The sequence below is a fragment of the Hymenobacter sp. NBH84 genome (assembly GCF_014217645.1).
GTDB lineage: Bacteria > Bacteroidota > Bacteroidia > Cytophagales > Hymenobacteraceae > Hymenobacter > Hymenobacter profundi.
The window spans coordinates 211,683-236,888 of record NZ_CP043644.1 but is presented as its reverse complement, the minus strand read 5'-3'; the positions used below and the strand labels follow the sequence as shown (position 1 = coordinate 236,888).

At 57.8% G+C, this 25,206-nt stretch carries 27 protein-coding genes; 11 read left to right on the top strand and 16 right to left on the bottom strand.

Features of this window, described 5'->3' with window-relative positions; translation table 11 throughout:
* Positions 1 to 92: 92 nt before the first annotated feature.
* Positions 93 to 1,358: an NADP-dependent isocitrate dehydrogenase gene (gene icd / locus F1C16_RS01040; RefSeq protein ID WP_185282545.1), complete on the top strand. Its 1,266-nt coding sequence runs from the start codon at positions 93 to 95 to the stop codon at positions 1,356 to 1,358.
* Positions 1,359 to 1,674: 316 nt separating this feature from the next.
* The gene (locus F1C16_RS01035) at positions 1,675 to 2,205 is read left to right on the top strand and encodes a transposase (RefSeq protein ID WP_185282544.1); all 531 of its coding nucleotides are present in this window, start codon (positions 1,675 to 1,677) and stop codon (positions 2,203 to 2,205) included.
* A gap of 251 nt (positions 2,206 to 2,456) precedes the next feature.
* Here the strand turns inward: F1C16_RS01035 and F1C16_RS01030 are convergent, their stop codons facing one another.
* Positions 2,457 to 3,965, bottom strand: coding sequence for an ATP-binding cassette domain-containing protein (locus F1C16_RS01030; RefSeq protein ID WP_185282543.1), 1,509 nt, complete (start codon positions 3,963 to 3,965; stop codon positions 2,457 to 2,459).
* Positions 3,966 to 4,084: 119 nt separating this feature from the next.
* Between F1C16_RS01030 and F1C16_RS01025 the strand changes: the two genes are divergently transcribed.
* A complete protein-coding gene (locus tag F1C16_RS01025) occupies positions 4,085 to 4,642 on the top strand; it encodes a GNAT family N-acetyltransferase (protein ID WP_185282542.1) in 558 nt (185 codons plus the stop codon).
* Between the two features lie 140 nt (positions 4,643 to 4,782).
* On the opposite strand, the gene F1C16_RS01020 is transcribed toward F1C16_RS01025, so the two are convergent.
* From F1C16_RS01020 to F1C16_RS00990, 7 genes are all read right to left on the bottom strand, one after another.
* Positions 4,783 to 5,442, bottom strand: coding sequence for a porin family protein (locus tag F1C16_RS01020; RefSeq protein ID WP_185282541.1), 660 nt, complete (start codon positions 5,440 to 5,442; stop codon positions 4,783 to 4,785).
* Between the two features lie 126 nt (positions 5,443 to 5,568).
* On the bottom strand, positions 5,569 to 6,075 hold the full coding sequence (locus F1C16_RS01015) for a pyridoxamine 5'-phosphate oxidase family protein (protein ID WP_185282540.1): 507 nt from the start codon (positions 6,073 to 6,075) through the stop codon (positions 5,569 to 5,571).
* Between the two features lie 72 nt (positions 6,076 to 6,147).
* Positions 6,148 to 6,858, bottom strand: coding sequence for a DoxX family membrane protein (locus F1C16_RS01010; RefSeq protein ID WP_185282539.1), 711 nt, complete (start codon positions 6,856 to 6,858; stop codon positions 6,148 to 6,150).
* A gap of 6 nt (positions 6,859 to 6,864) precedes the next feature.
* Complete coding sequence (locus F1C16_RS01005; protein ID WP_185282538.1) at positions 6,865 to 7,602, bottom strand: hypothetical protein; 738 nt, start codon at positions 7,600 to 7,602, stop codon at positions 6,865 to 6,867.
* 3 nt (positions 7,603 to 7,605) lie between these two features.
* Positions 7,606 to 7,989 (bottom strand): GntR family transcriptional regulator, encoded by a 384-nt coding sequence (locus tag F1C16_RS01000; protein ID WP_185282537.1) that lies wholly within the window; start codon positions 7,987 to 7,989, stop codon positions 7,606 to 7,608.
* A 16-nt stretch (positions 7,990 to 8,005) separates the two neighbouring features.
* Entirely contained in the window at positions 8,006 to 8,782 is a 777-nt protein-coding gene (locus F1C16_RS00995; RefSeq protein WP_185282536.1) for a hypothetical protein, read from the bottom strand.
* Positions 8,766 to 9,620, bottom strand: a complete 855-nt coding sequence (locus tag F1C16_RS00990; protein ID WP_185282535.1) for an ATP-binding cassette domain-containing protein — start codon at positions 9,618 to 9,620, stop codon at positions 8,766 to 8,768. The genes F1C16_RS00995 and F1C16_RS00990 overlap by 17 nt, the downstream gene beginning before the upstream one ends.
* Positions 9,621 to 10,006: 386 nt before the next feature.
* Between F1C16_RS00990 and F1C16_RS23280 the strand changes: the two genes are divergently transcribed.
* Entirely contained in the window at positions 10,007 to 10,102 is a 96-nt protein-coding gene (locus tag F1C16_RS23280) for a CHRD domain-containing protein (protein WP_185284179.1), read from the top strand.
* Between the two features lie 71 nt (positions 10,103 to 10,173).
* Here F1C16_RS23280 and msrB read toward each other — a convergent pair whose 3' ends face one another.
* The gene (msrB, locus tag F1C16_RS00980; RefSeq protein WP_185282534.1) at positions 10,174 to 10,740 is read right to left on the bottom strand and encodes a peptide-methionine (R)-S-oxide reductase MsrB; all 567 of its coding nucleotides are present in this window, start codon (positions 10,738 to 10,740) and stop codon (positions 10,174 to 10,176) included.
* 51 nt (positions 10,741 to 10,791) lie between these two features.
* On the opposite strand from msrB, the gene F1C16_RS00975 reads away from it, so the two are divergent.
* Positions 10,792 to 11,220, top strand: coding sequence for a DUF202 domain-containing protein (locus F1C16_RS00975; RefSeq protein WP_185282533.1), 429 nt, complete (start codon positions 10,792 to 10,794; stop codon positions 11,218 to 11,220).
* Here the strand turns inward: F1C16_RS00975 and F1C16_RS00970 are convergent.
* Positions 11,217 to 11,735, bottom strand: coding sequence for a DinB family protein (locus F1C16_RS00970; RefSeq protein ID WP_185284178.1), 519 nt, complete (start codon positions 11,733 to 11,735; stop codon positions 11,217 to 11,219). The two genes, F1C16_RS00975 and F1C16_RS00970, sit on opposite strands and share 4 nt — an antisense overlap.
* Before the next feature lie 365 nt (positions 11,736 to 12,100).
* Here F1C16_RS00970 and F1C16_RS00965 point away from each other — a divergent pair, with 365 nt between their 5' ends.
* Entirely contained in the window at positions 12,101 to 13,645 is a 1,545-nt protein-coding gene (locus tag F1C16_RS00965) for an aldehyde dehydrogenase family protein (protein WP_185282532.1), read from the top strand.
* Between the two features lie 197 nt (positions 13,646 to 13,842).
* Here F1C16_RS00965 and F1C16_RS00960 read toward each other — a convergent pair whose 3' ends face one another.
* Positions 13,843 to 15,078, bottom strand: coding sequence for an aspartyl protease family protein (locus F1C16_RS00960; RefSeq protein WP_185282531.1), 1,236 nt, complete (start codon positions 15,076 to 15,078; stop codon positions 13,843 to 13,845).
* A gap of 219 nt (positions 15,079 to 15,297) precedes the next feature.
* On the opposite strand from F1C16_RS00960, the gene F1C16_RS00955 reads away from it, so the two are divergent.
* The 4 genes from F1C16_RS00955 (at position 15,298) to F1C16_RS00940 (ending at position 18,386) form a co-directional block, all read left to right on the top strand.
* Positions 15,298 to 16,536 (top strand): pyridoxal phosphate-dependent aminotransferase, encoded by a 1,239-nt coding sequence (locus F1C16_RS00955; RefSeq protein ID WP_185282530.1) that lies wholly within the window; start codon positions 15,298 to 15,300, stop codon positions 16,534 to 16,536.
* Between the two features lie 37 nt (positions 16,537 to 16,573).
* Complete coding sequence (locus F1C16_RS00950) at positions 16,574 to 17,221, top strand: cytochrome b/b6 domain-containing protein (RefSeq protein ID WP_185282529.1); 648 nt, start codon at positions 16,574 to 16,576, stop codon at positions 17,219 to 17,221.
* Positions 17,222 to 17,276: 55 nt separating this feature from the next.
* Positions 17,277 to 17,900 (top strand): hypothetical protein, encoded by a 624-nt coding sequence (locus F1C16_RS00945; protein ID WP_185282528.1) that lies wholly within the window; start codon positions 17,277 to 17,279, stop codon positions 17,898 to 17,900.
* 228 nt (positions 17,901 to 18,128) lie between these two features.
* Positions 18,129 to 18,386 carry a hypothetical protein gene (locus tag F1C16_RS00940; RefSeq protein ID WP_185282527.1) on the top strand — a complete coding sequence of 86 codons (258 nt, stop codon included), beginning with the start codon at positions 18,129 to 18,131 and terminating at the stop codon, positions 18,384 to 18,386.
* An 83-nt stretch (positions 18,387 to 18,469) separates the two neighbouring features.
* On the opposite strand, the gene F1C16_RS00935 is transcribed toward F1C16_RS00940, so the two are convergent.
* The 3 genes from F1C16_RS00935 to F1C16_RS00925 form a co-directional block, all read right to left on the bottom strand.
* Positions 18,470 to 19,513, bottom strand: a complete 1,044-nt coding sequence (locus F1C16_RS00935; protein WP_185282526.1) for an NAD(P)-dependent alcohol dehydrogenase — start codon at positions 19,511 to 19,513, stop codon at positions 18,470 to 18,472.
* A gap of 87 nt (positions 19,514 to 19,600) precedes the next feature.
* Positions 19,601 to 20,317, bottom strand: a complete 717-nt coding sequence (locus F1C16_RS00930) for a DUF1990 domain-containing protein (protein ID WP_185282525.1) — start codon at positions 20,315 to 20,317, stop codon at positions 19,601 to 19,603.
* Complete coding sequence (locus tag F1C16_RS00925; protein WP_185282524.1) at positions 20,310 to 20,870, bottom strand: DUF1990 family protein; 561 nt, start codon at positions 20,868 to 20,870, stop codon at positions 20,310 to 20,312. Before F1C16_RS00925 ends, F1C16_RS00930 begins: the two co-directional genes overlap by 8 nt.
* A gap of 110 nt (positions 20,871 to 20,980) precedes the next feature.
* On the opposite strand from F1C16_RS00925, the gene nfi reads away from it, so the two are divergent.
* Positions 20,981 to 21,661 carry a deoxyribonuclease V gene (gene nfi, locus F1C16_RS00920; protein WP_185282523.1) on the top strand — a complete coding sequence of 227 codons (681 nt, stop codon included), beginning with the start codon at positions 20,981 to 20,983 and terminating at the stop codon, positions 21,659 to 21,661.
* A gap of 141 nt (positions 21,662 to 21,802) precedes the next feature.
* Here nfi and F1C16_RS00915 read toward each other — a convergent pair whose 3' ends face one another.
* Together F1C16_RS00915 and F1C16_RS00910 are read right to left on the bottom strand one after the other, a co-directional pair.
* Complete coding sequence (locus F1C16_RS00915) at positions 21,803 to 22,708, bottom strand: glutamate--tRNA ligase family protein (protein ID WP_185282522.1); 906 nt, start codon at positions 22,706 to 22,708, stop codon at positions 21,803 to 21,805.
* 146 nt (positions 22,709 to 22,854) lie between these two features.
* Positions 22,855 to 25,026: a S9 family peptidase gene (locus F1C16_RS00910; RefSeq protein WP_258048984.1), complete on the bottom strand. Its 2,172-nt coding sequence runs from the start codon at positions 25,024 to 25,026 to the stop codon at positions 22,855 to 22,857.
* Between the last annotated feature and the right edge of the window lie 180 nt (positions 25,027 to 25,206).

Here is a 25,206-nt window from a genome sequence, read left to right as displayed (position 1 = left end):
GTGAGAAGGTCCTTCGCTCCGCTCAGGATGACAGTCATTTTACCAATCGTAACACTTTATAGACCGTCACCTAACAACTGACACTTTTCACAATGGCAGAACAAAAAATTACCATCCAGAACGGCAAATTGAATGTGCCGGACCAGCCCATCATCCCATTCATTGAGGGCGACGGTACGGGTCCCGATATCTGGGCGGCATCCGTAAAAGTATTCGACGCAGCAGTGGAGAAAGCCTATGGCGGCTCCAAGAAACTGGTGTGGAAAGAGGTTCTGGCCGGTGAGAAAGCATTCAAGCAAGTAAACAACTGGCTGCCCAACGAAACGCTGGACGCTTTCCGCGAGTACCTGGTAGGCATCAAAGGCCCCCTGACTACCCCCGTAGGCGGCGGCATTCGCTCGCTGAACGTGGCTCTGCGCCAGGAGCTAGACCTGTACGCTTGCGTGCGCCCCGTGCGCTGGTTTGAGGGTGTGCCCTCGCCCGTGAAGCAGCCCAACCTGACCGACATGGTGATTTTCCGCGAAAACACGGAAGACATCTACGCCGGTATCGAGTACATGAACGGCACGCCCCAGGCTCAGAAAATGCTGGAATTCCTGCAAGACGAGATGGGCGTGAAGAAAATCCGCTTCCCCGAGTCGTCTTCGTTCGGCATCAAGCCAGTATCGAAAGAGGGCACGGAGCGTTTGGTGCGCGCTGCCATCGAGTACGCCATCACGCACAAGAAGCCTTCGGTGACCATCGTGCACAAGGGTAATATCATGAAGTTCACCGAGGGTGCCTTCAAAACCTGGGGCTACGAGCTGGCCGAGCGCGAGTTTGGCGACAAAGTATACACTTGGGCACAGTACGACAAAGTACTGGCCAAGCAGGGCCAGGAAGTAGCCGACGCGCAGCAGAAAGCTGCTCTGGAAAGCGGTAAGATTCTGATTAAGGACAGCATCGCCGATGCGTTCTTGCAGCAGATTCTGCTCCGCCCCGCCGAGTACTCGGTAGTGGCTACCCTGAACCTAAACGGCGACTACATCTCCGACGCGCTGGCTGCCATCGTGGGTGGTATCGGTATTGCGCCGGGCGCCAACATCAACTACACTACCGGCAACGCCATCTTCGAGGCTACCCACGGCACCGCGCCCAAGTACGCCAACCTCGACAAGGTGAACCCCGGCTCGGTTATCCTCTCGGGTGCCATGATGCTGGAGTACATGGGCTGGCAAGAAGCCGCCGACCTGATCTACAGCGGTCTGGAAGCTGCCATCGCCTCCAAGCGCGTTACCTACGACTTCGAGCGTCTCATGGACAGTGCTACCCTGCTGAAATGCAGCGAGTTCGGTGATGAGATTATCAACCGGATGTAGTAGTTTGGCAGTAGCCACTTAACAAGACCCCCGCGTTGGCTGAAAGGCTGGCGCGGGGGTTTTGTTTACATCTGGCATAGTAATTCGTACCTCCGCACTCGCTCGGCTATGCCGAGTTAGGACTACGTTTGAGGGGCTCTGCTCCGAATCCGGCTGCGCCGCCTGAACAATACTATCTAACGACCGCAACAGCGCGTAGCAGAACTGCTTGAGCATAGGGCTCACTCGGCGCAGCCGAGCGAGTGCGGGGTGTAGAAATGTTGTGACTTAGCACGTTACAAGTTATGTTAGCCTCAATATATTATTCTGAATTCTTGTGTCAGAACTTCGTAAAACGCACCCCGGAGGGCTATTCTTTTTGACGTTGACTGTAGTAGGCTGGGTAGATGTATTTATTCGCCCGCAGTACACAGACATTGTCCTTAATAGCCTACGATATTGCCAGCAGCATAAGGGGTTGGAATTATACGCCTACGTCATCATGAGCAGTCATATTCACTTGATTGCTGCCCGCACTGACGGAAGCCTTAGTGACGTATTACGCGACTTAAAAGCACATACAGCCAGACAGTTACTCAGAGCTATTGCTGAGAACGAGCAGGAAAGCCGCCGAGAATGGATGATGCGTCTGTTCGCGTACTATGCCCGGCCACAACGCCAGAATGAACAGTATATGTTCTGGCAGAAAACCACTTTCCCTATTCCTCTCTGGACACCAGCTGTGGTACGTCAGAAGATGGATTATATTCATAGTAATCCGGTAGCGACCGGCTTAGTTACAGCACCAGAACACTACCCTCTGAGCAGTGCCTGCTATTTCAGCCCTCTTCAAACACTACCTCTATAAATACGTTTTATCTCTACACACGCCGCACTCGCTCGGCTGTGCCGAGTGAGTTCTACGCTTGAGGGGCTTTGCCCCGAATCCGTATGTACCGTATGGGCAAGGCCGCGCTAACGTCAGGCAGACGCGCGCAGCAGAGCTGCTTGGGAGTAGTCGTCACTCGGCATAGCCGAGCGACTGCGACGAGGGGTAGTGGCTAACGGCCGTTCAACGAAGCGGTAGAGATGCTTCGACAAGCTCAGCATGACGGTTTCCTACCCCTCCACCCGCCTACCCTGCTCTAGCTGCAGCACCTGCGTGACGCTTTGCGGGATTTCGTGGGGGTAGTGGCTCACGTAGATGAGCGTGACGTTGCTGACCTGGCAGATACGGTCCAGCACGTGGCGGAAGTGCTGTTGCTGCTGAGCGTCGAGGCCCTGGCAGGGCTCGTCGAAGAGGTAGAGGGGCGGGTTGCGAACCAAGGCGCGGGCTAGCAGGCACAGGCGCTGCACGCTGGTGGCCACCTGGCGGAAGGGTGTAGCGGCGTGCCCCTCCAGGTCCAGTAGGCGCAGCCAGCGGCGGGCAATGGCGGCCTTATCGGGCTGGCTGGGGCGGAGCAGGCCCAGCGTTTCGTAGAAGCCCGACTCGATGATGTGCAGGCAGCTTTGCCGGGCCGGGAAATACTGGAACAGCTCCGGCGACACAAAGCCAATCTTCTTTTTGATGTCCCAGATACTCTCGCCGCTGCCGCGGCGCCGGTCGAAGAGGGTGATGCGCTGGCGATAGGCCTGGGGGTTGTCGCCGTTGAGTAGGCTGAGCAGGGTGCTTTTACCGGCGCCGTTGGGGCCGGTCAGCGCCCACCGCTCGCCGGGCTTCACTTCCCAGTTGATGTGGTCGAGCACGACCTTGTCGCCATAGCGGATGGTCACGTCTTCGAGGCGTACGATAGTTTGAAACTGTGGGGGCGGCGTGAGGGCTAGCAGGGCGCGCAGCTCTGCTTCATCCAGGGTAGGCAAGCCGGTTGCGGCAAGCTGATCGGGGTGGAAATCGGCCTTTGGCTGTGTTGCCGCTACCCTACCCGCTTGCAGCACCGCCACGTGCGTGATGCCAGCAGGCACTTCGTGCGGACTAGTCGCCATTACCACCGTGATGCCCGAGGCCACAATGGCAGTCATCAGTTCATTAAAGGCCGCACGACTTTGTACATCAAAGCCTGTGAGGGGCATGTCGAGCAGGAGAAGGGCCGGGTTGCGCAGTAGGGCCGCGGCCAGTAGCAGGCGGCGGGTTTCGCCGTTGGAGAGCTTGATGAGGCGCTGGGTTTGCAGCTGGTTCAGGCGTAGGAGGGTTACTACCCGTTCGTAAGTCCAGTGAGGTGCGGCGGTGGCCAGCGGTACGGCTCGCAGGTAGTCTTCTACGGTGGGCACGCTGTCGGTATCGGTGGCGTTGAAGCGCTGCTGGTAGTAGATTTCGGTGGTGTTGGCCAGCGTACGGAAGTTGGGGCGGGCGGGCACATGGCTGACCAAGCGGCGCCAGGTGAACAGCGGGTCGTGGGTTGCGGCGGCACGCTCCTGCGCTAGCGCATCGAGGTGGGGGTAGGTGGCCCGGCCGCCGGTGATGGTCAGGTGGCCGGCCAGGGTAGCGAGCAGGGCGCTTTTGCCGGAACCACTTTCGCCCACCAGCGCCCAGTGCTGACCGGGTTCGATCTGAAAGTTCAGCTCCGCAAACAGCAGCCGGTTGAGATGACGAACGGTGACGTTTTCGAGCGAGAGCAGAGGTTCGGGCATCGGAAAGAAAGTAGGCGCACAGCTGATTTGAAACGGCAGCTTACGCACACCAGCCCAGACTTCCCAATGCACCCGCCATAATTTCGGCGTCTACCTGCCGCCTTGCGTACCTTGCCGCCATGAACTCCTACCCTACCCTGGCCACCGAACGGCTGCTACTGCGCCAGCCGCTAGCGCATGATATTCCAACCATTGTGCAATTAGCCAACGAGCCGACGGTAGCCAACATGACGCTGAATATTCCGCATCCTTACGGGGAAGCCGACGCCATTTACTGGTTGAACGCGGCCAATCAGGGTTTTGCCAGCGGCCAACACCACGTATTTGCCATCGAGTTGCGCGAGACAGGGCAGTTTGTCGGCGGCATTGGCCTCACCGTGGAGCAGCGTTTCAATCGGGCCGAAGCAGGTTATTGGGTAGGCAAGCCGTTCTGGAACCAGGGTATAGCTACGGAAGCGCTACGGGCCGTGCTAGCCTTCGGCTTCGAGACACTGGAACTACACAAGATTTTCGCCACACACCTGGTTGCTAATCTGGCCTCTGGCAAAGTGATGCAACACGCCGGCATGCAGTGGGAAGCCGAACTGCACCAGCACGTGCGCAAAAATGGGCAGTATTTCGATTTGATGCAGTATCAGCTCACGCGCCCGACCTACCTGGCCCGTGTTGCGGGGTAGGCTGGTTGCCGCGCTGCTCGACGTTAGATGATGTAGAGACGCATACTTGCGTCTCCTCGTTGAACGACACCACCTGATTATATCCAAGATAAATACCATCAGCAACAATGAGACGTGAGTACGCGTCTCTACACCGTTTCTTAAAACTCATACCCTGCCGTTAGCTGCACTCCTTCGTACTTGAATTCCTCCAAGTTGGAGCGCTGGCCCAGCCCTACGTGGTTGAAGCCGCGTAAGTAGCGAGCTGTTAGGCTTAGATGGTCTGTTAGCTGCACAGCTACACCAGCAGTACTCAGGATGCTGCGCTCCTCTGTGTCGTGGGTGGTGTTGGTGGTGGCACCGGCCACGGTTTGCTCCGCTCGAATCAGCAGGTCGAACTGAGGGCCGGCCAGCACCCACAGACGCGGCAGCACTTGGTAGCGTATCGTGAGGGGTAGGGAGAGGTAGGCGAAGCTGTACTGACTATCAGTATTCTTGTTCGCGCCGCGCATTTGGGCAAATAGGTAATCCTGCTCCAGCGCCCACTTTTGCCCCAGTGGCACGCGCATGGTCAGGCCGGCTACCGCCCCTACCCGGTAGCTGGCCTCCACCGGCACGGCGGGCCGGGGGTAGCCCCGGTTGAAGTTCATGTTGATCAGGTTGGCCCCTGCTTTCACCCCAAATAGCACCGGCCGCTTTTCCCCGTCAGCGGGCGCTTGTTCTCTATCGTGGGTAGGAAGTGTGGGAATAGCCATAGCCGGCCGAGCCATCAGCAGGGTAGGCAGGCTAAGTAGCCCGGCAAAAAGCAGCGTGGAGTTCATGCGCAGTAGCAGCTTGGGAGCCGCTTCAATTGAAGCACCAGCTGTAGGGGGTAAAGATATATGCCCAACGCTATTCTTCGCGAATAACGTTGGGCATAGTGTGGTTACCTCTTTGTAAAGAGCCGTTTAGCTCGGTTCGTCGCCGAATTTCTCGTTGCGGCCGCTGGTGTCGGGTTGACCGGTGAGGGCACCTTTTGCCATCTGGAACAAGCTGTTGACCTTGCCGCCGGGCTTGTCCCAGTATTCGGCTTGGTGGAAATCAATCTTGAGTAGGGTGATGTTCGGGTCGTCTTTGCCCTTGGGGAACCAAGCTTTCAGGCCGTCGTTCCACAGGGCATCGATTTTGGCTTTGTCCTTTTTCACCTCGGCGGTGCCGGCCAGGCTCACGTAGGTTTCGGCCGTTTCGTTGGAGTAGTTGATGCCTACGCGGTTGTTGGACCTGATTTCCTCTACTTTGCGCGAATCTTCGTAGGTGAAAAACCACAGCGTGCCGTCGTCGTCGAGGCCGTGCGTGTACATGGGGCGACTATGGAAGTCGCCGTCGGTCTCCAGCGTGGTGAGGGTGGCGTAACGAATGTCCTTGATTTTATCCTTGAGCGTATCCAGCTCCTGGGGTCGGATGGCGGTTGACATAACAGAATAGTGGTTGGTGGAAGGTTTAGAGTAAAACGACGACCACCGCCGCGGGTTAGGTTACTCGCGGGATTAAACAACATTCTGTACATCAGGCACAACACGCTTGCCCGCGGTAGCGCCTGCCTTTCGATTGCGCCACATCCAGCCACTAGCGCCCAGAACCACTACCAGCCCTACCCCCATCGTACCCAGCATCAGCCTGAAAGAAACCGGGTACAACAGGCTGCCGCCCACCATGACGGCCACGCCCAGCCACCACAGCACCTCGGCGCCCATTGACCCGGTCTGAAGCGGCGCCTGATGCAGCGCGGCCGGATTGGCGGGTGGGTAGAGCAGGAATTTCAGGCGTGGAAAGTCGTGCAGCAGCAGTCCCAGTGTGAGCACCAGAAACCCCGTAACCAGGTAGGGCGTGCCCACCCAGTGCTGCGACCAGGTCAGGAAGATGATGTTCAGCCACATAGGTACTAGCATCACCGCGCCCAACAAGGCAAAACGACCTGTAAGCAGCAGCACGCCAATCAGGAGCTGCGCCACGCCAATGAATTGCGCGAAGATTTCCAGGCTGTGCTCGGCCAGAAAGGCGTGGTTCATGGGCGGCCCCATTAGGCCCGGAATGTGGTTATCGGAGAGCTTGTAGAGGCCGCCGCCCAGCATGAACGCGCCCAACAGCAAGCGCGCACCCACCACGTAGAGCCGCCGCAACCAGCCCCCTACCCCCAACGCCACTGCCGTAGCCGCAAGGGGTAGGAGAATACAGAGAGCGTAGAAAAAAGCAACCACGATAGCCTAGTGACCCGCCAGGGCTTGCAGCGCCGCACCGGGAAGTGTAGCGCGGACGCTATCGGCGAACTGGTAGCGCAGGTTGGAAATCGTGGGTGCATCCAACGTGAAAGCGCTTTTATGCTGGAAATCCAGCCGAGCCGCGCCGATGGTATTGGTTTTGGCGACGCGCACGGCGGCGGTGCTACCCGGTGTAGTACCGGCTACCACCCGCAACTGCTTCAACTGGTTCTGGGCCAGTTCTACCGAGGCATTCTGGTCGGCCGCTACCAATAGGCTGTCTTGTTGGAAGCCTTGCACCTGCACATCTGCCGATGGCAAATCTGGATTTGGGGAAGTGGTAGGATAGGGAAACGCCGTGCCAACTGCGGACGAGTTCACAAGCAGCGTAGCGAGGCGCGGGCAGCTTACCACCACCACACGTGGCGTCCAGGGGCTACGCGAATTGCGATGCTTGGCAAGGTCGATGATGCGCAGGCGGCGGCCGGTTTGCACAACTTGTATAGAATCGGCTTTGTTGTGTTGCCGCACGGCAAACGGACCAGCTTCAACCTTGACTGTCAAGCGACTACCGGGCGTTAGCTCTACCTCGTCAAAATCGCGAAGCGTCAATGCGCTGTAGTCACGGTAGGGGTTGCGGAATTCGCCGCGGTTGTACTCGGCGCGTAGGGCTACGTTGTAGGTAGCCAACGAGGCTATTAGGATTAAGACTCCAACGAGCAGAAGTTTGGTGCTGGTTTTCATGGCTTAGGAAGGTAGAGTAGCGGTTTGTTCCTGCTGAAACCGGGTGTAGCGCTCCTGCACTTCCTCCAGGCTGATGTCGAGCAGCGACACCGTTTTAAAAAACTCGGGTAGCTCCTGTTGTAGAAACCTCTCTTTGCGCAGGGCTTTCACCTGCTGCGCAGCCTCGGGGGCCACAAAAAAGCCCAGGCCGCGCTTGTTGTAAATCACCTCCTGCTGTTGCAGCAAATCGTAGGTCCGCATCACCGTATTGGGGTTTACTTGTAAGTCGCCGGCCAGCTCGCGCACCGACGGAATCTTCTCATCACCGGCCCACTTGCCCAGCAGAATATGGTCGCTCATGTACCCGGCTATTTGCAGGTAGATAGCTTCGTTGTCTTTAAATTCCATATTAATTTCCTCTCCGTTACACTTGCTTTTCCCGCAGGCGAGCATAGGCCACCGTCCAGAAAAGCACAGTTAGTACCACGAATACCAGTCCTATCCACTGCATTTGCGTTTCAGGCAGATCCACTCTGTAGAAAGAGTTCATCGTGCGAAAATTCGCTCCTGTAAAGGGTAGGGTCGTAACCAACTCTGCTCCGAACATGGTCTTCAGCACCTGAAAGTTGACCAACGTTAGCACGCCTAGCACACCAAAAACCACAAAGCCCGTTTTCACGAATTGGGCTTTTTCAAAGAAAATGGCGCCTACTAGCATTACGGCGTGCAGTACAGCGTATGCGTATAAAATTGTATAGGGCTGATCCTGTGGATCGAAAAGATCCATAGCCTCGTGGTAACCACTGGGTGTGTTGAATAGCAGTAATACAATGCTGTTGGCTAGGTAGAACACTGGCACATAGACCAGTAAAAACAACACAAATGAGTATATCCAGCCAACCAAATACTTTTCCAGAGTAGAAGCCGGTAAACACAAGGCAGCAATAGCCCGGTTCTTGAAACCGAATTGCTGAAAAATGGTGCTGGTGAAGAATGCGCCCGCTCCCAGAAGAAATAGAGCGAAAAACATAGTTTGTACACTAGTATTCATGGAGCCGCTATTGAGATAGGAGAGACCTCCCATCACCACCAGCATTGCGCCGAATAGCACGGCTGCACCCATCAGGTACTCGCGCAGGTGCTCGGCGGTGTGCTTGCGAAACAGCCGCCCAAAGCGTTGGAAACTAAACAGGTTGTGCATAGGAAGGCTGTTTTAGATAAGGAAGAAGGGTAGAGCTACCGCTGGTAGCGGCATTGAATAGCAGTTCCAAGTCTACCCGGCTGTAGGCGCCGCTAGCGTTGGGCACGATGGCCTGCCGGCCGCGCACCGAGTCCTCGGCGTAGAGCACGGGCGTAGTATCAGTGGTGGGTAGGGTAGCAAAGGTGAGCTGGTCGGTAAGCTGGTCGAGGCTGTGGTTGAGGGCAATCTGGCCGTCGTGCAGCACCACTACCGTGTCGATGAGGCTGTCCAGGTCGCGCACCTGGTGGGTGGAAATCACCATGCAGCGCTCTTCGGTGAGGGCCGACGCCATAATGCGCCGGAACTGTGCTTTGGACGGAATATCGAGGCCGTTAGTGGGCTCGTCCATCACCAGCAAGCCCGTGTTGGTGGCCAGGGCAAAGGCAATCATGAATTTCTTTTGCTGCCCGAAGGAAAGCTTGCTGAGCACGGCGTGCGCCGGTACTTCAAACTCGTGGAGGTAGCGCGTTAGCTCCTCTTGGCGGAAGCGGGGGTAGAAACCGGCCGTATTAGCCACAAACTGCGCCGCCGTGAGGGCCGGCACGTACAGTTCCTCCGCCAGAAAATACACCTCCTCCAGCACGGAAGGTAGGCGCCGTTGGGCCGATACGCCGTCGATCAGACACTGCCCTGCTTGCGGAAAGGCCAGGCCTACTATGTTCTTGAGCAGCGTGGATTTGCCCGCGCCATTTTTCCCTAGTAGACCATAGATATGGCCGCGAGAAAGGGAAAGCTGCACTTTGTGTAGCAGCGGAGAGTGGCGGCGGTAGCCGAAACTCATATTCTGAATGTCTACCATATCTATTGCCTTAGTGTATTACTTAACTAGTACACTACAAACATATAAATAAGCAGATGATCTATACAATGCTTTGACGATATTTATTTTTGAAGTAGCTGCGCGGCATCCTACCATGCCCTGATTTGCCTCCTCTAGCTCTCGCATTTGCTCGGATGTGCCGAGTGAGTTCTATGTCTAAGGGGCTGCGCCCCGAATCCGCCCGTGCCGTATATGTAGAGATTGCAAGCACATGCATCACATACACGGGCATCACACCAAGGTCGGAGCACATTCATACGGGCGCACCCGGCTCCACTGGCCCCATTGTCATTCCTTTCACTGATCTTGCTTCTCCCATCACAAACGCTGTAACTGTGAAGAGGCCTGCGTAGGGGGAGGAAGATATTGCGCAGACTATTCTGACTGGCAACTCCTATGTCAATCTGCACACCGCCATGTATCCGAACGGTGAAATCAGGGGCAACATCAAACCAGACTAAGCTACGCTGCTTCTGTTAAAGCCAAAAGCCCGCTGTACAGCTTGTACAGCGGGCTTTTGGCTTTAACAATCTTACTTCGATAAGCCGCCGAACGCACCGGACAGGCCATTTTTATCAGGTTGAAACTCCATCGAAATAGAGTTCATGCAGTAGCGCTTGTGCGAGGGCGGCGGGCCGTCGTTGAAGAGGTGGCCCAGGTGGGCGTCGCAGCGGCCGCAAAGCACTTCGGTGCGTTCCATGCCGTGCGTGTGGTCTTCCTGATAGCGCACGCTTTTGGGGCGTAGCGTCTGGAAAAAGCTGGGCCAGCCGCACTCGCTGGCAAATTTGGCATCGGAGCGAAACAGAGCATTGCCGCAGGCGGCGCAATAGTAGGTGCCCTTGCCGGTGGTGTTCCAGTACTGACCGGTGAAGGCCCGCTCGGTGGCCTTGTTGCGGGCTACCTCGTAGAGAGCCGGCGACAGCACTTTCTTCCATTGCGCATCGCTCACGCGCAGATGCGTGGTGTCGGTGCGGGAGTAGTAGGGGTTGGCGGGACGCGTAACGGGCGTGGCCGTTTTTGCCTTGGTAGGCGTGGTCTGGCCGAAGGCAGTCAGGCTACCGGCGCTCAGCAGGACCAGCAGAAAAGAGCGAATAAACATGCAAGCAAGGTAAAAGAGAAAGTCAGCATACGTAGCTGCCTCGCGAATTGGATGCACCTACCCGTACGCAACAGCGCGGCGCGGCATCCTGTTCCACAGGGTAGCAGCCGCAGCCTACCCCCTACGGCGAAGTTAACTCTCAGTCCCCTACCCTCGTTTGTACTAAGTAAACTGCAACGCATGGCAAAATCCGACGAGCCTTCCTACCCTCATCTGGCCCTTTCTCTCAGCGACCGGCTGGCCCTAGAGCGCACCCGCCTGGCCAACGAGCGCACGCTACTGGCCTACTTTCGCACAGGCATGGCGTTGATTATCGGGGGGCTGTCCCTCATGAATTTCTTCCGGGACTATATCTACGTCTGGATTGGGGCGGGCTTTGTGCCGCTGGGAGTGGCCGTGGTGGTAGGCGGCTGGTCGCGCTACCGGTTCAAGCGGCAGCGCATTCATGCCAACATGCTCACGGCTTTAGCACGGACCTAATGTCCCTGCGGATGGGTAGCCCGTACTACTCGCGCCGTCACCGACAATTGCCCCACATGGCGCATGGTGTGCTCGGCGGCGTGCGTCAGCAGCCCAATTACGGTGGAAGGCAGCACCGCCCGCCCTACCCCCCGAAACTCGGGGAGGGTAGCTTCAGGGGTGGTGCGCAGTTGGTCCAGGGCGCGGTCTACCTGCCGGGCGAAGGCCGTTACCAGCACATCGGGGGTCAGCGGCAGGTCGGTGTCGTCGTGGCCTTCGGCGGCTAGGGCGGCTAGTTGGGTTGAGGTGAGGGCCTCGGCGCGGGCGTAGGTGAAGGTGCGGTCGAGCACGCCAGTGAGGTGCTGCAAATGGAAGCCCACCGAGGCTACCCCCGCCGGCCGCTGCCACAGCAACGACGCCGGAAAATCAGTCAGTAACTCCTGTATTTCCTCGCGGGCTTGCAGCAGCGCGTGGGCTACGGGTTGGAGCAGCGGCGGCACTTCGGGCAAGGGGCCACGCAACCATACTTCCAGCATATCAGGCATTTGGGTAGTAGCTAAGGGATAGAGTGTTCGGCTACTATAAGTAGCCATATGGCATGCTAAGAAAGCACGTGCTATAACCTGTGGCTGGTTTTAATTGTTGGAGCTAGTACCTTGCCATTGGACGAAAAAATCTTTCTTTTTTGCAATCGATGCCGGTAACGTTTTCAGTGAATTACTTGAAAAAAAGCTGTGGGAAGCTGGTTTTTTCTGTGTTCATTTGGTCCCACCGGTTTGCGCTGCAACTGCCAATGAGTATCAACCACTTGGCTCGCAGCGCCCGTGGTTCTACGATAGTCCAGCTTTTTTCGATCTGATCTTTCACGCAATTCCGCGCCTCTGTTTCTTTTCTATTCCCTATGCCCCCCATCATTTCGCCCCAGGTTGAATTCAATGCCCTGTTAGCGCAGGTAAAGGAGTACACACCCGAGATTTTCGACCAACAAGGTCAGTTTCTGAACCTGCTGGAAGGCAAATGGCAGGAGCCGGGCAAACCGCGCAGTTTTGTATCGGCCATTGATGGCACGGTGTTAGGCAGCCTACCCATGCTGGAGCGCCCTACGGCCCTGCGTGCAGTAGAGTTTGCCCGCGGCGAGTTTCCGGCCTGGGCGGCTACTGACCTCGATGAGCGCCGCCGCCGCGTGCAGGACTGCCTCGACCAGCTGCGCACGCACCTCGAGCTGATTGCCAAGCTTTTGATGTGGGAAATCGGCAAAACCTATAAGCTGGGTTTCACGGACATCGACCGGTGCATCGACGGGGTGCAGTGGTACAACGACAACATTGAGCAGATGCTGGGCCGCCGCAAGCCGCTGGGGCTGGTTAGTAACATTGCTAGCTGGAACTACCCTATGTCGGTGCTGCTACACGCAGTGCTGGTGCAGGTGCTGTGCGGCAACTCAGTTATTGCTAAAACGCCCACCGACGGCGGCTTCATCTCCCTGAGCTTCACTTTTGCCATTGCCCGCCGCTGCGGCCTGCCCGTAACGCTGGTGAGCGGCCCCGGCGGCGAGCTGAGCGACGTGTTGGTAAAAGACCATCATATTGATTGCCTGAGCTTTGTGGGCGGACGCTACAACGGCCGCAACATCGCCGACGCCCTCGACGAGAACCAGAAGCGCTACATGCTGGAAATGGAAGGCGTGAACACCTACGGCATTTGGGACTATTCCGACTGGGACACCCTGGCCGGCCAGCTGCGCAAGGGCTACGACTATGGCAAGCAGCGCTGCACCGCCTATGTGCGCTTTGTGGTGGAGCGCCGCCTGTTCCCGCGCTTTCTGGAAACCTACTGGAACGTGATGCAGTCCCTGAAAATTGGTAACCCCACGGTGGTACAAAACGCCAACGACCCGCTGCCCGAGCTGGCTTTTGGGCCGGTTATCAACGCCGGACAGGCCCAGGAATTGGACCGTCTCTACCAGGATGCAATGAAAACCGGTGCCACTCCCCTACTCGAAGGCCATCTACCCGACGAGCTATTCCTCCCTGGCCAGGACCGCTCGGCCTACCGTGCCCCGCGTGCCCTCGTGAACCTGCCCCGCCAAAGCGAGCTGTATTTCAAAGAGCCCTTCGGCCCCATTGATACCATTGTGTTGGTAGACCGCCAGGAAGAGCTGGTAGGCGAAATGAACATCTCCAACGGTGCTCTGGTAGCCGCCATAGCCTCCGACGATGAGCGGCTGGCCCAGCGCACGGCCAAGGAAATCCGCGCGTTCAAGGTGGGTATCAACCAGCTCCGCTCCCGCGGCGACCGGGAAGAGGTGTTTGGCGGCCTGGGCGAATCGTGGCGCGGGGCCTTTGTGGGCGGCAAGCTGCTGGTAGAAGCCGTAACAGAAGGCGCCTCCGACCAGGCCCTATACGGTAATTTTGACGACGCTATTCTGCTGCCTGACAATCCGTAACAAGTCATTTCACCAAAGCAAAAGCGCGCTGATCGATTGGTCGGCGCGCTTTTGCTTTATCAGTTGAAGAGGTTACCGAAAGGGTGTAGAGACGCATACTTGCGTCTCGTCGTTGAATGATTTCGGCCAAACGGCGCGGACGACGAGACGCAAATATGCGTCTCTACACGTTCAACAGTAGTGCGCCTTGATGACTTCTACTGCCCCTCAAAGCGCACTACCTTGTTCACATAGTCGATGGTAGTGCGCTGCTGGCGGAGCATGGGGTAGCCCAACAATCCATCCAACACCACCTGATCTGGCTTTTGGTTGAGGTGGCTGATGGAAGCAAAAACCGTTGGCTGATTGCGGAACGTTGGACCGTGCACCAGTTGCAGCTTGCGCAGCTCGCCACTCGTAACAGAACGCGCCTTTTGGTCGGCGCCGGCTAGCTGCACAGTTTCACTTTTGCGCAGCTGCGAGGCAAAAGTCGCGGCGAAGCGTGCATCTAGTAGATTCTGCTGGGCACCGCAGTCGAGGGCCAGGCGCAGGGTGTGGCCGGCCACGAGCGCCTCTACCACGGGCAGGTGCCCGCGCATAATGAAGGGTAGGCCCTCGGCCGACGCAGTGGGGGTAGGCTTGCGCAGCGTGACTGTTTGCGCCGCGTAGTCCAGCGTTAGGGCGTATTGCTCCAACAGATTGTAGCCAATAAGCCCTAGCAACTCCGACACGCCGGCTCGGTGAGCCAGATCGGTTAAGTCGAGCGTGGGCACATCACGGTTTTGAAAGGAGATGCCCTGCCAGTTAAAATCGGTTGCGTGGTAGTAATCGAAGCTGGACCCGGCTCCGTTCACACCGCGCAGTTGGTGGGCCGCTACCGTGCTCCCGCTGGCGGATGAGCCAAAGCGCGTCTTGTTCAGCAGCAAAGCTGGGGCACCCGAGTCCAGGAAAAAGTCACCACGTTGGCCGTCTACCTCGGCCGTCACAATAAGCAGCCCGTTCTGCACGCGCATGGGCATCACTACCTCCGCTGGCGTTGTCAGGTCCTGCGCGCCAAATCGGGTGTCGATTCTCTTCGCTTCCGCTTTCAGCAGATTTATTTCCAGCAGCTTGTTGGCTGGCGTCACCAGCACATCGTATTCCTTCTCGACCCCATTTTGAGTGAGCGCAACTACGTAGCGAGTGTTGACCCCTTCGGTGGTTTGCCGGATGAGACGCGGGTTTTCAGCCTTCTTAAATCGGGGCAGCATCTGCGCCAGCACCTGCGCGGTATAGGCGGTAGGTAGCCCACTCACCTGCGTTTCAGCCAGTAAGTAGGGCTGCACCACTGCCACAGACTGTGTTTGCATAGCCGCCACCAGCTTGTCGATTGGCTCGACGCCGATTGTCGTCTGCGCCCAAACCAACGGTTGCAGTCCTACTAGCAGAAATAGGCAGAAGAAAAGGGTACGCATACGGATTCTGATTTCAAGATAAAAAGGCCTTAACGGGGCCAGTGCTTAACGCATAGAGACAACGGATCTTACTCCCAGTGCCCAATAGTAACTTATAGAACCGCAAGAGAGTGTCGCTTTCTTTGCTGGGCTACTTACCCGTACTTTCTCTGTCCTACTCCGCCCGCAACCTATTACCTTGCATGGAGTTTGTAGGCAAGCCGAAAATTTTAAGTTTGTATGTTGGAAATTTCGCAGCGGGGGCAGCAGATGCCGATGTCGCCTTACCGGAAGCTGACGCCGTATGCCGATGCAGCCCGGCAGCGTGGCACGGAAGTGTATCACCTCAACATTGGGCAACCCGATATCGAAACGCCCCCCGAAATGCTGGCCGCCGTGCGCGAAACCACCATTCGGGTGCTGGAATACAGCCCCAGCGCCGGCAGCGGCAGCTACCGCCAGAAGCTGGCGGCCTACTACCAGCGCAACCACATTCCGGTGCAGCCCGACGATATTCTGGTAACGGCAGGTGGCAGCGAGGCCATCTTCTTTGCCTTCATGAGCTGCCTGAATCCGGGGGATGAAGTTGTGATTCCGGAACCCTTTTATGGTGCGTATATCTCCTTTGCCATTGCTACGGATGTGCGCATTGTGCCCGTGGTGTCTACCTTGGATGAAGGCTTTGCCCTACCCCCCATCGAGGCGTTTGAGCGGGTGATTACGCCCCGTACTAAGGCCATACTGGTGTGCAACCCCAGCAACCCCACTGGCTACGTGTATTCCGAAGCCGAGCTGTTGCAGATGCTGGACCTGTGCCAGCGCCACAACCTGTTTTTCTTGTCCGACGAAGCCTACCGCGAGTATTGCTACGAGGGCTTTGCCACCAGCGCCTTGCAATTGCCCGGCGCCGAACAGCACGTGGTGATGGTGGATACTATCTCCAAGCGTTACAGCGCCTGCGGGGCGCGGCTGGGTGCATTAGTGACTAAAAACACCGACGTGCAGGCCGCCGCGCTCAAATTTGCCCAGATGCGCGTGAGTGCGCCCGCCCTGGCCCAACTGATGGGCGAGGCCGCCGCCGAGCTACCCGACTCCTACTTCGAGCACACCAAAGCAGAATACCGCGCCCGCCGCGACCTGATGGTGCGCCGCCTGCAAGCCATGCCCGGCGTAACGTGCCCCGTACCCGGCGGCGCCTTCTACGTGATGGCCCGCCTACCCGTAGACGACGCCGGCACGTTTGGGCGCTGGCTGCTGGAGGAGTTCAGCTACCAGGGCCACACCGTCATGGTATCGCCCGCGGCGGGCTTCTACGTCACGCCCGGCCTGGGCCGCGATGAGGTACGCCTGGCCTACGTCCTGAACCTAGAGAAGCTCGACGCTGCCCTCGATTGCTTGGAGCAAGGTCTTGCTGCCTACCCCGGCCGGCTAGCGCAAGGAGACGTGGCTGCAACGCCTGCGCTAGAAACGCGTCCGTAAGTCGCTATTCCTCGACCACTTCCCTACCCCTATTACTATGGCTGCCAGCTCTCCGCCCAAACTGTATTCGTTGGCGTTGCGCCTTTGGCACTGGAGCAATGCGGCGGTTATTTCGGGCTTACTCACTACCATTCTGTTCTTGTTCGTCATTATCAAGACGAAAGAGGTAGGCCCCATTTTTCAGGAGATGCTAGCCAAAGACGGGCTGGAAGTAACGCAGCAACAAGCACGGGCGCTGCGTAAGGTAGTGAGCAACCGCATCTGGGATTGGCACATTACGTTAGGTTTGATTCTGACTGGGCTACTGGTGTTTCGAGTGGTGCTGGAGTGGCTGCAACCCGCCAGCCAGCGTTTCTCTACCCGCCTGCGGAACGCCCGCGCCCACTATCAGCGCAAGGGTGCTGATACCCGCGATGCTCGCCACTCAGTGCTGGTGAAGTGGTCCTACCTTGTGTTCTACCTATTGCTCGTGGTGATGGTAAGCACCGGGCTTGTGCTGGTGTACGCCGATGATGTTGCCTTCCTGCACGTCATTGAGCACACCTGCAAAGAGATACACGAGGTCACGATGTATCTGGTTATTGCCTTTGTGGTGGCGCACGTGGTAGGCGTAGTGTGGGCCGAGGTGACTCGTAACCGCGGCATCGTGTCGGATATGATTAATGGGGGCAACCGGGTAGAGTAGCCGCAACAGTAGAGATTGAGTAGCTTACAGCATCTAGTTAATATACTGATGCTCTATGCTTTATCAACCTTCCGCTTTTGGCCTATTTCTTCTGTTTGGGCTTGATCTCGCCGCGCTAGCGCTCCTGTATTTCCTGATTCGGTTGCCGTTCCGCTGGGAGCGGGTGTTGCTATATGGCGCCGCCGTGTTGCTAGTGCTCTTCTCCTCATTCCTAAAGCTGTTATTTTCCGAGCTTGCTCCTGGTGCTTCAACTCCTGGCGATTTGCAGATCGAAAACAGGCTGAGCAGTTCGTTTCAGACTTTCTATTATCTGAGTGAAGACAAAGATGGCCAGCTACAAGCCGACTGGAAGGAATACATGCTAGGCCGCCGCAAGACCCGCATGCTGGAGATGGAAGGATTTCGTGGCCTGCTCATTGCCAAGAAAATAAACGGCCAGTGGCAGTACCAGCGCGTGTTGCCAAGCCATCTAACGGCTGTGCTCGACCCCGCGCATTTCCAACCAGATACCTCCGGCCGCGTAGCACGCGCGGTTTGGATGCACTTCGGTGTCGAACTCAGCACCTACTTATCGGAGCTGCTGACGCTGGTTGTGTTCTCCCTGCTGGTTTATCGCCTACCTACTGCCTTCCGCAAGCGAACAACGAGGCCGTCAAAACGCCTACTGGCAGCATGGTAAGCGTATCACCTTGCTATAACCCAGTCTGAAGCAGCCAGTAGTGTTTCTATAATCCTGAGGTAGCAGGCCTACAGAACAGCCAATCTTTCTCAGCCGTATTCCTTGGCCTACCTCGGTAAAGAGGTGAGGCTTTCGCTATTCACCGAAACTATCATCCAAATACAGAATCGCATAAGGGTCGTGGTACGCTTATTGTCTAAGGCAGAGCGTCTTAATTTTTCCTGCTCCATGCTCGCTCCCGAAATTCATTTCCGCGCTGCTCTCCATGAGGAGCGTTTTGCCCTAGCCGCCGTTCTGCTCTCTCAAGCAGTAGAGGCACGTGCTTCCCAGCCATTCTCGTTGGTGCAGCTAATGCACTTGCAGCGAGCCTGCCAACTGCTGCTCGCGCACCGCGACGGGCATACAGCCGACAGCCTGTTGCAGGCGGCAGAGGAATACATGTACTCCCTGGCTCCCATCCCCAAAATGAACGCGGAGCTGGCATAGCGTTAGCCGCTACCCTATGAAAAACGCCAGCCTCTCACGAAGCTGGCGTTTCTGTTGTTGGCGGTGTAGCGCGCTATGCGCCCTTACAGCGTCTGCAAGTCAATCACGAAGCGGTAGTGTACGTCGCCTTTGATCATGCGCTCGTAGGCTTCGTTGATGTCTTTCATCGGAATCATTTCGATGTCGGACATGATGTTGTGCTCGGCGCAGAAGTCCAACATTTCCTGGGTTTCCTGAATGCCACCGATCAGCGAGCCGGCAATGCGACGACGCTTGGCAATCAGGTTGAACGCGTGAATTTCGGGTGCTTCGGGTGGCACGCCCAGCAGTACCATCGTGCCATCGAGGCGCAGGGCAGCCAGGTAGGGCGTCAGGTCAATTTTGGCCGATACCGTGTTGATGATCAGGTCGAAGTAGTTGCCGGCGCCTTTCATGGCTTCCGCATCTTTCGACACGATGAACTTATGAGCACCCAGCTCACGGGCATCTTTTTCCTTTTCAGGCGAGGTGCTGAATACGGTTACTTCGGCACCCATAGCGGCGGCTAGTTTCACGGCCATGTGGCCCAGGCCGCCCAGCCCTACTACGCCTACCCGGTCGCCGGCTTTCACTTTCCACTGACGCAAAGGCGAGTAGGTAGTGATGCCAGCGCACAAGAGCGGCGCTACGCGGGCCAGGTCCAGCTTTTCAGATACATGCAGCACAAACTCCTCGCGCACCACAATGTGGCTAGCGTAGCCGCCGTAGGTGGGCGCGCCGGTTTCCCGCTCGCGGCCGTTGTAGGTGCCCGTGAAGCCTTCTTCACAGTATTGCTCTACGCCTTCGTCGCAGCTAGAGCAGTGCTGGCACGAATCGACCATACAGCCTACGCCGGCCAAGTCACCTTGCTTGAATTGTTTTACGTGGCTACCTACTTCCAGTACACGACCCACAATTTCGTGGCCAGGTACCATCGGGAAGATGGAGCCGCCCCATTCGTCGCGGGCCTGGTGTACGTCGGAGTGGCACACGCCACAGAACAGGATTTCAATAAGTACATCGTGGGCGCCTACCTCGCGGCGCTCGAAGGAGAAAGGCGCAAGCGGGGCGTTAACCGTTTCGGCGGCGTATGCTTTGGTTTGGTTCATGAGAGGGAAATAAGAACGGATAATCTGTCCTACTCAACCCGGACCCACACCCCAAGGTTTAATTTTGGGCTGTTATATTTTCCAAAATCAATCTTTCCTGTCACTCCGGTTCTTTTCATCTTGTTGCGAAGCAGCTATTTGGCTGGCAGTAGGCCACGGCTCGTTTCCATTCACTAAATCATCTACTTGCTTCCGCATCCGCTTCAACGACTCCTGGGCAAACCGCCGCTGCAACATGCGCCCAAACAACCGAAAGCCAATCCAGTAAAATGGATTGCGGATGCTGCCCAGTTGCGAGTAGGCATGAACATGGAAGACAACCTGGCCCGTCGTCAGGTTTTTGTGGACGGTAAACTCAATCTCGCCGCGTTCGAAATGTCCTTCCAGCGTACGGTAGTTGTAGCCCCACACCTGCTCTTGCTGGCCGTCGTTGGTGGTGCGCTGCTCGTTCGTGACGCCGCCGATGCGCACACCAAACCAAAACGTGAAGAACAGAAACTGCGCCCGCAGCACCATAATGCGATGGTCAAGCTCCGAATCGGGCGGAAAGATGCCGGTGATGAGGTCGGGGGGCGGAAACGAGTAGCGACGCAGCACTACCTGGGCAGCTTGCCAGCTACCGTGCTCTTCGGGCGGACCCGGCTGCTCGGCCAGCAGTTCGGTCTGATAATCATCAATGCGCCAGCCGCTTTCGGCAGTATATTCATTGCTGCGCTCGGGGTCGAAGTTGTACTTCGCGTCTTGGTAAGCGGCAAGCCGCGCCTGCTGTTGCTCCCATAAAGGCGGAGTGGTTGTGTTAGCCATGAGCAGAGACAACGGCACCATTCTCAAATGTATCTATCTGTACCTCAGACAGAGTAGCGCCGCCGCTAGCCTCAGCCACCCGCTCGCAGAAGATGCGCCAGGTTTGCTCCTGCACCCGTTTGCCGGCACCCAGCTTATCGTACATGAAGGCTACCAAGCCGTCGCGGCTGCGAGCCCAGGAGTGGATTTCGAAGCGAATAGCGTCGGCGCGGTCGGGGTGTGGCAGCAAGCTGAAGCGGATGCGGCCGGCCTCGGGGTGCCCATCGAGCGTAATAAATTCGAAGGCGGTCGGACTGATGTCCGTCACGCGTACCTCACCATTCCACGGCCCCAGAATCTTGATTTTGAACTCGTCGCCTGCGGCTAGGCCGTGCTGCGCACCAGCCGTTTTCTCGAAATCGGCCAGCAAATCGGGCGAGAAGTGCGCTACATCGCATTGAATTTGCTGCATCAGCTCAGCAGCCGTGCGGCGTGGGCGGACGATGTCGAGGCGGTAGCGCCGCTCTAGAAAAGGGCCGGAGCCTGTATCAGCGGGTTGTTCAGATTTAGCCATAGCAGTAAAGGAGAAAGGCTTATTCTAACGCAGGGCGCGGGCAGGGGTTGGCCCCAGGGTAACCCTACTCCCAATTCGCAGTACATCTAACTCTACCCTTCCGCTGCCTTATGTACCGTCCCTACCACCCCCCTGCCGACCCGCTCGTTGTGCGCGACCTGACCCAGCAGCAAAATGACCTGCGCCAGCGCGTGCAGCTGATGCCCCTACCCACCGCGCCGCGCCTCATTGCCGGCTGCGATTCGTCCTTCCCTACACCCGATACCATCTTGTCGGTGTTCGTGGTGCTCACGTTTCCGGAGTTGCAACTGGTGGAGAAAATCTACCACCACGACGCCGTGACGCTCCCCTATGTGCCAGGCTTTCTAGCCTTCCGCGAAGCGCCCAATCTGCTGCGCGTCTACGAAAAGCTTCAGCACAAGCCCGACGTGATTATGGTGGACGGCCATGGCATCGCGCACCCGCGCCGTATGGGCATTGCCACCCAACTAGGCGTGCTGCTCGACGTGCCTACCTTCGGCGTAGCCAAGCAGAAGCTAACGGGCAACTACGAGGAGCCCGCGTTGGAGAAGGGTAGCATCACGCCCCTCACCGACAAAACTGGCGAGCTAATCGGGCAGGTATTACGTTCCAAGGACAAGATCAAGCCGCTGTTTGTGAGCCCCGGCCACCGCTGCGACCAAGCCACCGCCATGCAGCTCACGCTGGCCTGCCTACGCGGCTACAAGCTTCCCGAGCCTACCCGCCTGGCCGATTATTGGGCCGAGCAGTTCAAGAAGGAAATAAGGTAGCATACTAAATTGCCTCCCTTCCAAAACCCCGCCTGTCATCCTGAGCGGAGCGAAGGACCTGCTCACATAAGCATTACTACCGAACGATTATCGTTCACACGTGAGCAGGTCCTTCGCTCCGCTCAGGATGACAGGCGGGGTTTAGCTGTTTACTGAAACTGCCGCCTGCAACGCTGCCAACGACTCGCCTGCCGCTTCTGGCAGTCCCAGCAGCCGTGCCACCACTGCATACACTACCCGCGGGCTGCCCGCTTCGGCCATAATACCACGCTGGGCAGACGCTTGTGTTGATTTCGACAGCTTCTCGCCGTCGGCGCCGGGTAGTAGGGCGTGATGCGCGAACTGTACGCAGAGAAACGCAGCAGTGCTTTCAGCGTGCCCGGCCAGCCACAATTGCGCGGCCGTGCTAGGCAGTAGGTCCAGCCCGCGCACGACGAGGGTAGTACCCAGGCGCACATCGTCTACCACAGAAGCAATCTGATACGCGGCCACGCCGTCTTTCTTGCGTACCACAAAGTCGCCCATGTCGGCAGCCAATGGCACCGCTGTTTGCTGCTGCCATTGGTCCTGAAACTTGATGGCGAGGCCGTTGGGCACGTGGGCGCGCCAGGCGGTTTCGGGCGTGTCTAAGGGTAGGCGTTGCGCCTGGCAGGCCGCGTCGGGATGGCGGCCGCCGGCGCGCTGGATGTCGGTGCGGGAGCAGCGGCAGGCGTAAAGTAGATTAGGCACTTGGCGCAGCTCATCCAGCAACTGCTGGTACTCCGCTAAGTGGTGCAACTGCGAAAAATTTGCTTCGAAATCAGCGGGGCCGCTGGGGCCGTGGTCGTAGTCGAGGCCGAGCCACTCGATGGTCTGGAAGATGTTGTCGAGGTAGGCGGGGCGCAGGCGTTGGCGGTCCAGGTCGTCGATGCGCAGGTGCAGCGTGCCGCCAGCGCGGCGCGTGAGCAGCCACGTCAGCACGAAGTTGACGGCGTTGCCCAGGTGCAGGTAGCCGCTGGGGGTAGGCGCCAAGCGGGATATGATGGAAGGGGTAGTGGGTGAACTCATAAATACTCTATGTCATCCTGAACGCAGCGGAGCGGAGCGAAGGACCTTATCACGTGGAAACGAGTCTTTCTACGACATCCGTTCTCACGTGATAAGGTCCTTCGCTCCGCTCCGCTGCGTTCAGGATGACAGACGGTTTCTACCTCCTACCGCCCACCGGGAGGGCAGTTGTCTTTCAGGAACTTGGTATACGTAGCGGCCAGGTGGCGGCTGGTGCCTTCGCCTTCGGAGATGCTGTGCGTGCGGTTGGGGTAGCTCATCAGCTGGAAAACCTTTCCGTGGCGCACCAGCTCGTTGATCATCTGCTCGGCGTTGTTGTAGTGCACGTTGTCGTCGCCGGTGCCGTGGATGAGCAGCAGGTTGCCGCGCAGCTTGCTGGCGTGGGCCAGCGGCGAGTTATCCACGAAGTAGTGCTTGTCTTCGGGCAGTAGGCCCATGTAGCGCTCCTGGTAAATGTTGTCGTAGTTCAACTGATTATCCACGGCGGCAATGCTGATGCCGGTTTTGTAGATCTGCGGGTACTGAAACAGCAGGCTGAGGGTAGACGAGCCGCCCCCGCTCCAGCCCCACACCGCCACGCGGCTGGTGTCCACAAACGAGTTTTTCAACACCTCCTTGGCGCCCATGGCCTGGTCGCGGATATTCAGCTTGCCGATGTTGTGGTAGATGGCCTTGCGGAACTCCCTACCCCGCGGAGCCGGTGCGCCGCGGTTTTCCAGCGAGGCATAGATGTAGCCGTCATCAGCCATGCTGCCCTGGTAGAGACGGTTGAAACCGGTGCCGAAACGGTCGGTCACGGTTTGGCTGGCCGGCTCGCCGTACACGTAGAACACGATGGGGTACTTCTTCTTGGGGTCGAAGTTGGAGGGCTTCACCATCCAGCCGTCCAGGGTCACGCCGTCCTCGGTTTTCACCTGGAAGAACTCCGCTTTTGGCAGCTCAATAGTACGCGCCTGCGCCGAGGCCTCGCCGCCGCTCAAGCGCTGGTGGGCGGGTAGGCTCACCACATCCGACACCGGAAATACGATGGTGCTGGAGTAGTTGTGCAGGGCAATTTTGCCGTTGGGCGAGATGTCGTAGCCGTGGGTGCCCGCCAGGTTTTGGGGCGTCACGCGCTCGGCCTTGCCACCTTTCAGGGGCACTTTGTAGAGATACTGCTGGGTGGCATTGGTGGGCGAGGCCATGAAGTAGATAGTGCCCGTGGGCTCGCTAATCTGCTCAATGCTAATCACATCGTAGTCGCCTTTGGTCAGCAGTTTTTCTTTGCCCTTGCGGTCTACGGTATAGAGGTGGCGCCAGCCGTCTTTTTCGCTGCTCCACACAAAGCTCTTCCCGCCGTCAATCCAGTTCCAGCCCACGGCGCCGTCTTTGGCGTCAATCCAGGCTTTGTCGGTTTCGGAGTAGATGGGGTTGGCCGCGCCGGTGTTGGCATTCACCAACATCAGCTTGCTTTCGTTCTGGCGGCGGTTCAGCTGCTGCAAGATTAGCTCGCCATTGCCAGCCCATTCCATGCGCGGAATGTAGTGTTGCACGGCATCGCCGGGCACGTCCATCCACTTGGTTTCGCCGCCGTTCACGGCTACTACGCCAATGCGGCAGCGGCTGGGGTCTTCGCCTACCACGGGGTACTCCACGGGCACGTTGAAGGGGTAGAGCGCGTCGGTGGTGTTCAGCATCAGGTAGTTGGGCGTCTTGCGGGCGTCCAGCTGCCAGTAGGCAATGTGCTGGCCGTCGGGTGCCCAGCGGAACCCGTCGCGGCAGTCCAGCTCCTCCTCGTACACCCAGTCGAAGGTGCCGTTGATGAGCTTGTCGGTGCCGTCGGTAGTCAGTGCTTTGCTGGTGCCGCTGGCAATATCCTCCACGTACACGTTGTGGCCGCTCACGTAGGCGACTTTCGAGCCATCGGGCGAGAACTTAGCGAACATCAGCGACGACGCGGGCTTGTCTTTGCCTACCTGTTTCAGCGTCTTACTGGCCTGGTCGTACACCCAGTAGTCGCCGCGGGTGTCGTAGCGCCACACTTTTTTGGTGTTGGTGTTGATGAGCACCTTCTGGCCGTTGTCGGAGAAGGCAAAGCGACGCACACCGATAGGCGCTTGCTGGCCGGCGGGCGTCAGCATTTGCTTGCTCACGAGGGTCACTTTCTTGGCCGGGTCGCGCAGGTCGAGCTGTACAATTTCGCCATCCTGGGCGCGCATGTAGCCGTAGCCGTCTTTGGTCCACTGGGTGCCGGGGCCTACCTGGGCCAGCGTGGCCGTAGCTCCGGTAAAGAAAAGAACCGCCGCCACACCGGCGCTGCGTACTGCGTGTTGAATCATTCGGGGAATTAAATTTTTGGGAGGCTGAAATTAAGTTTTTTCGACGGGAAGGCGGTTGCCAGCCCAGCAACGGCATCTCTCCGGCGCCTATTGCTTGCTGTCGCAGGGTCGCGTGGAAGCGAAGTAAGGTTGCACGCAACTTTCGTGTACCTACATAGGTTATACACACAAAGTAGTACC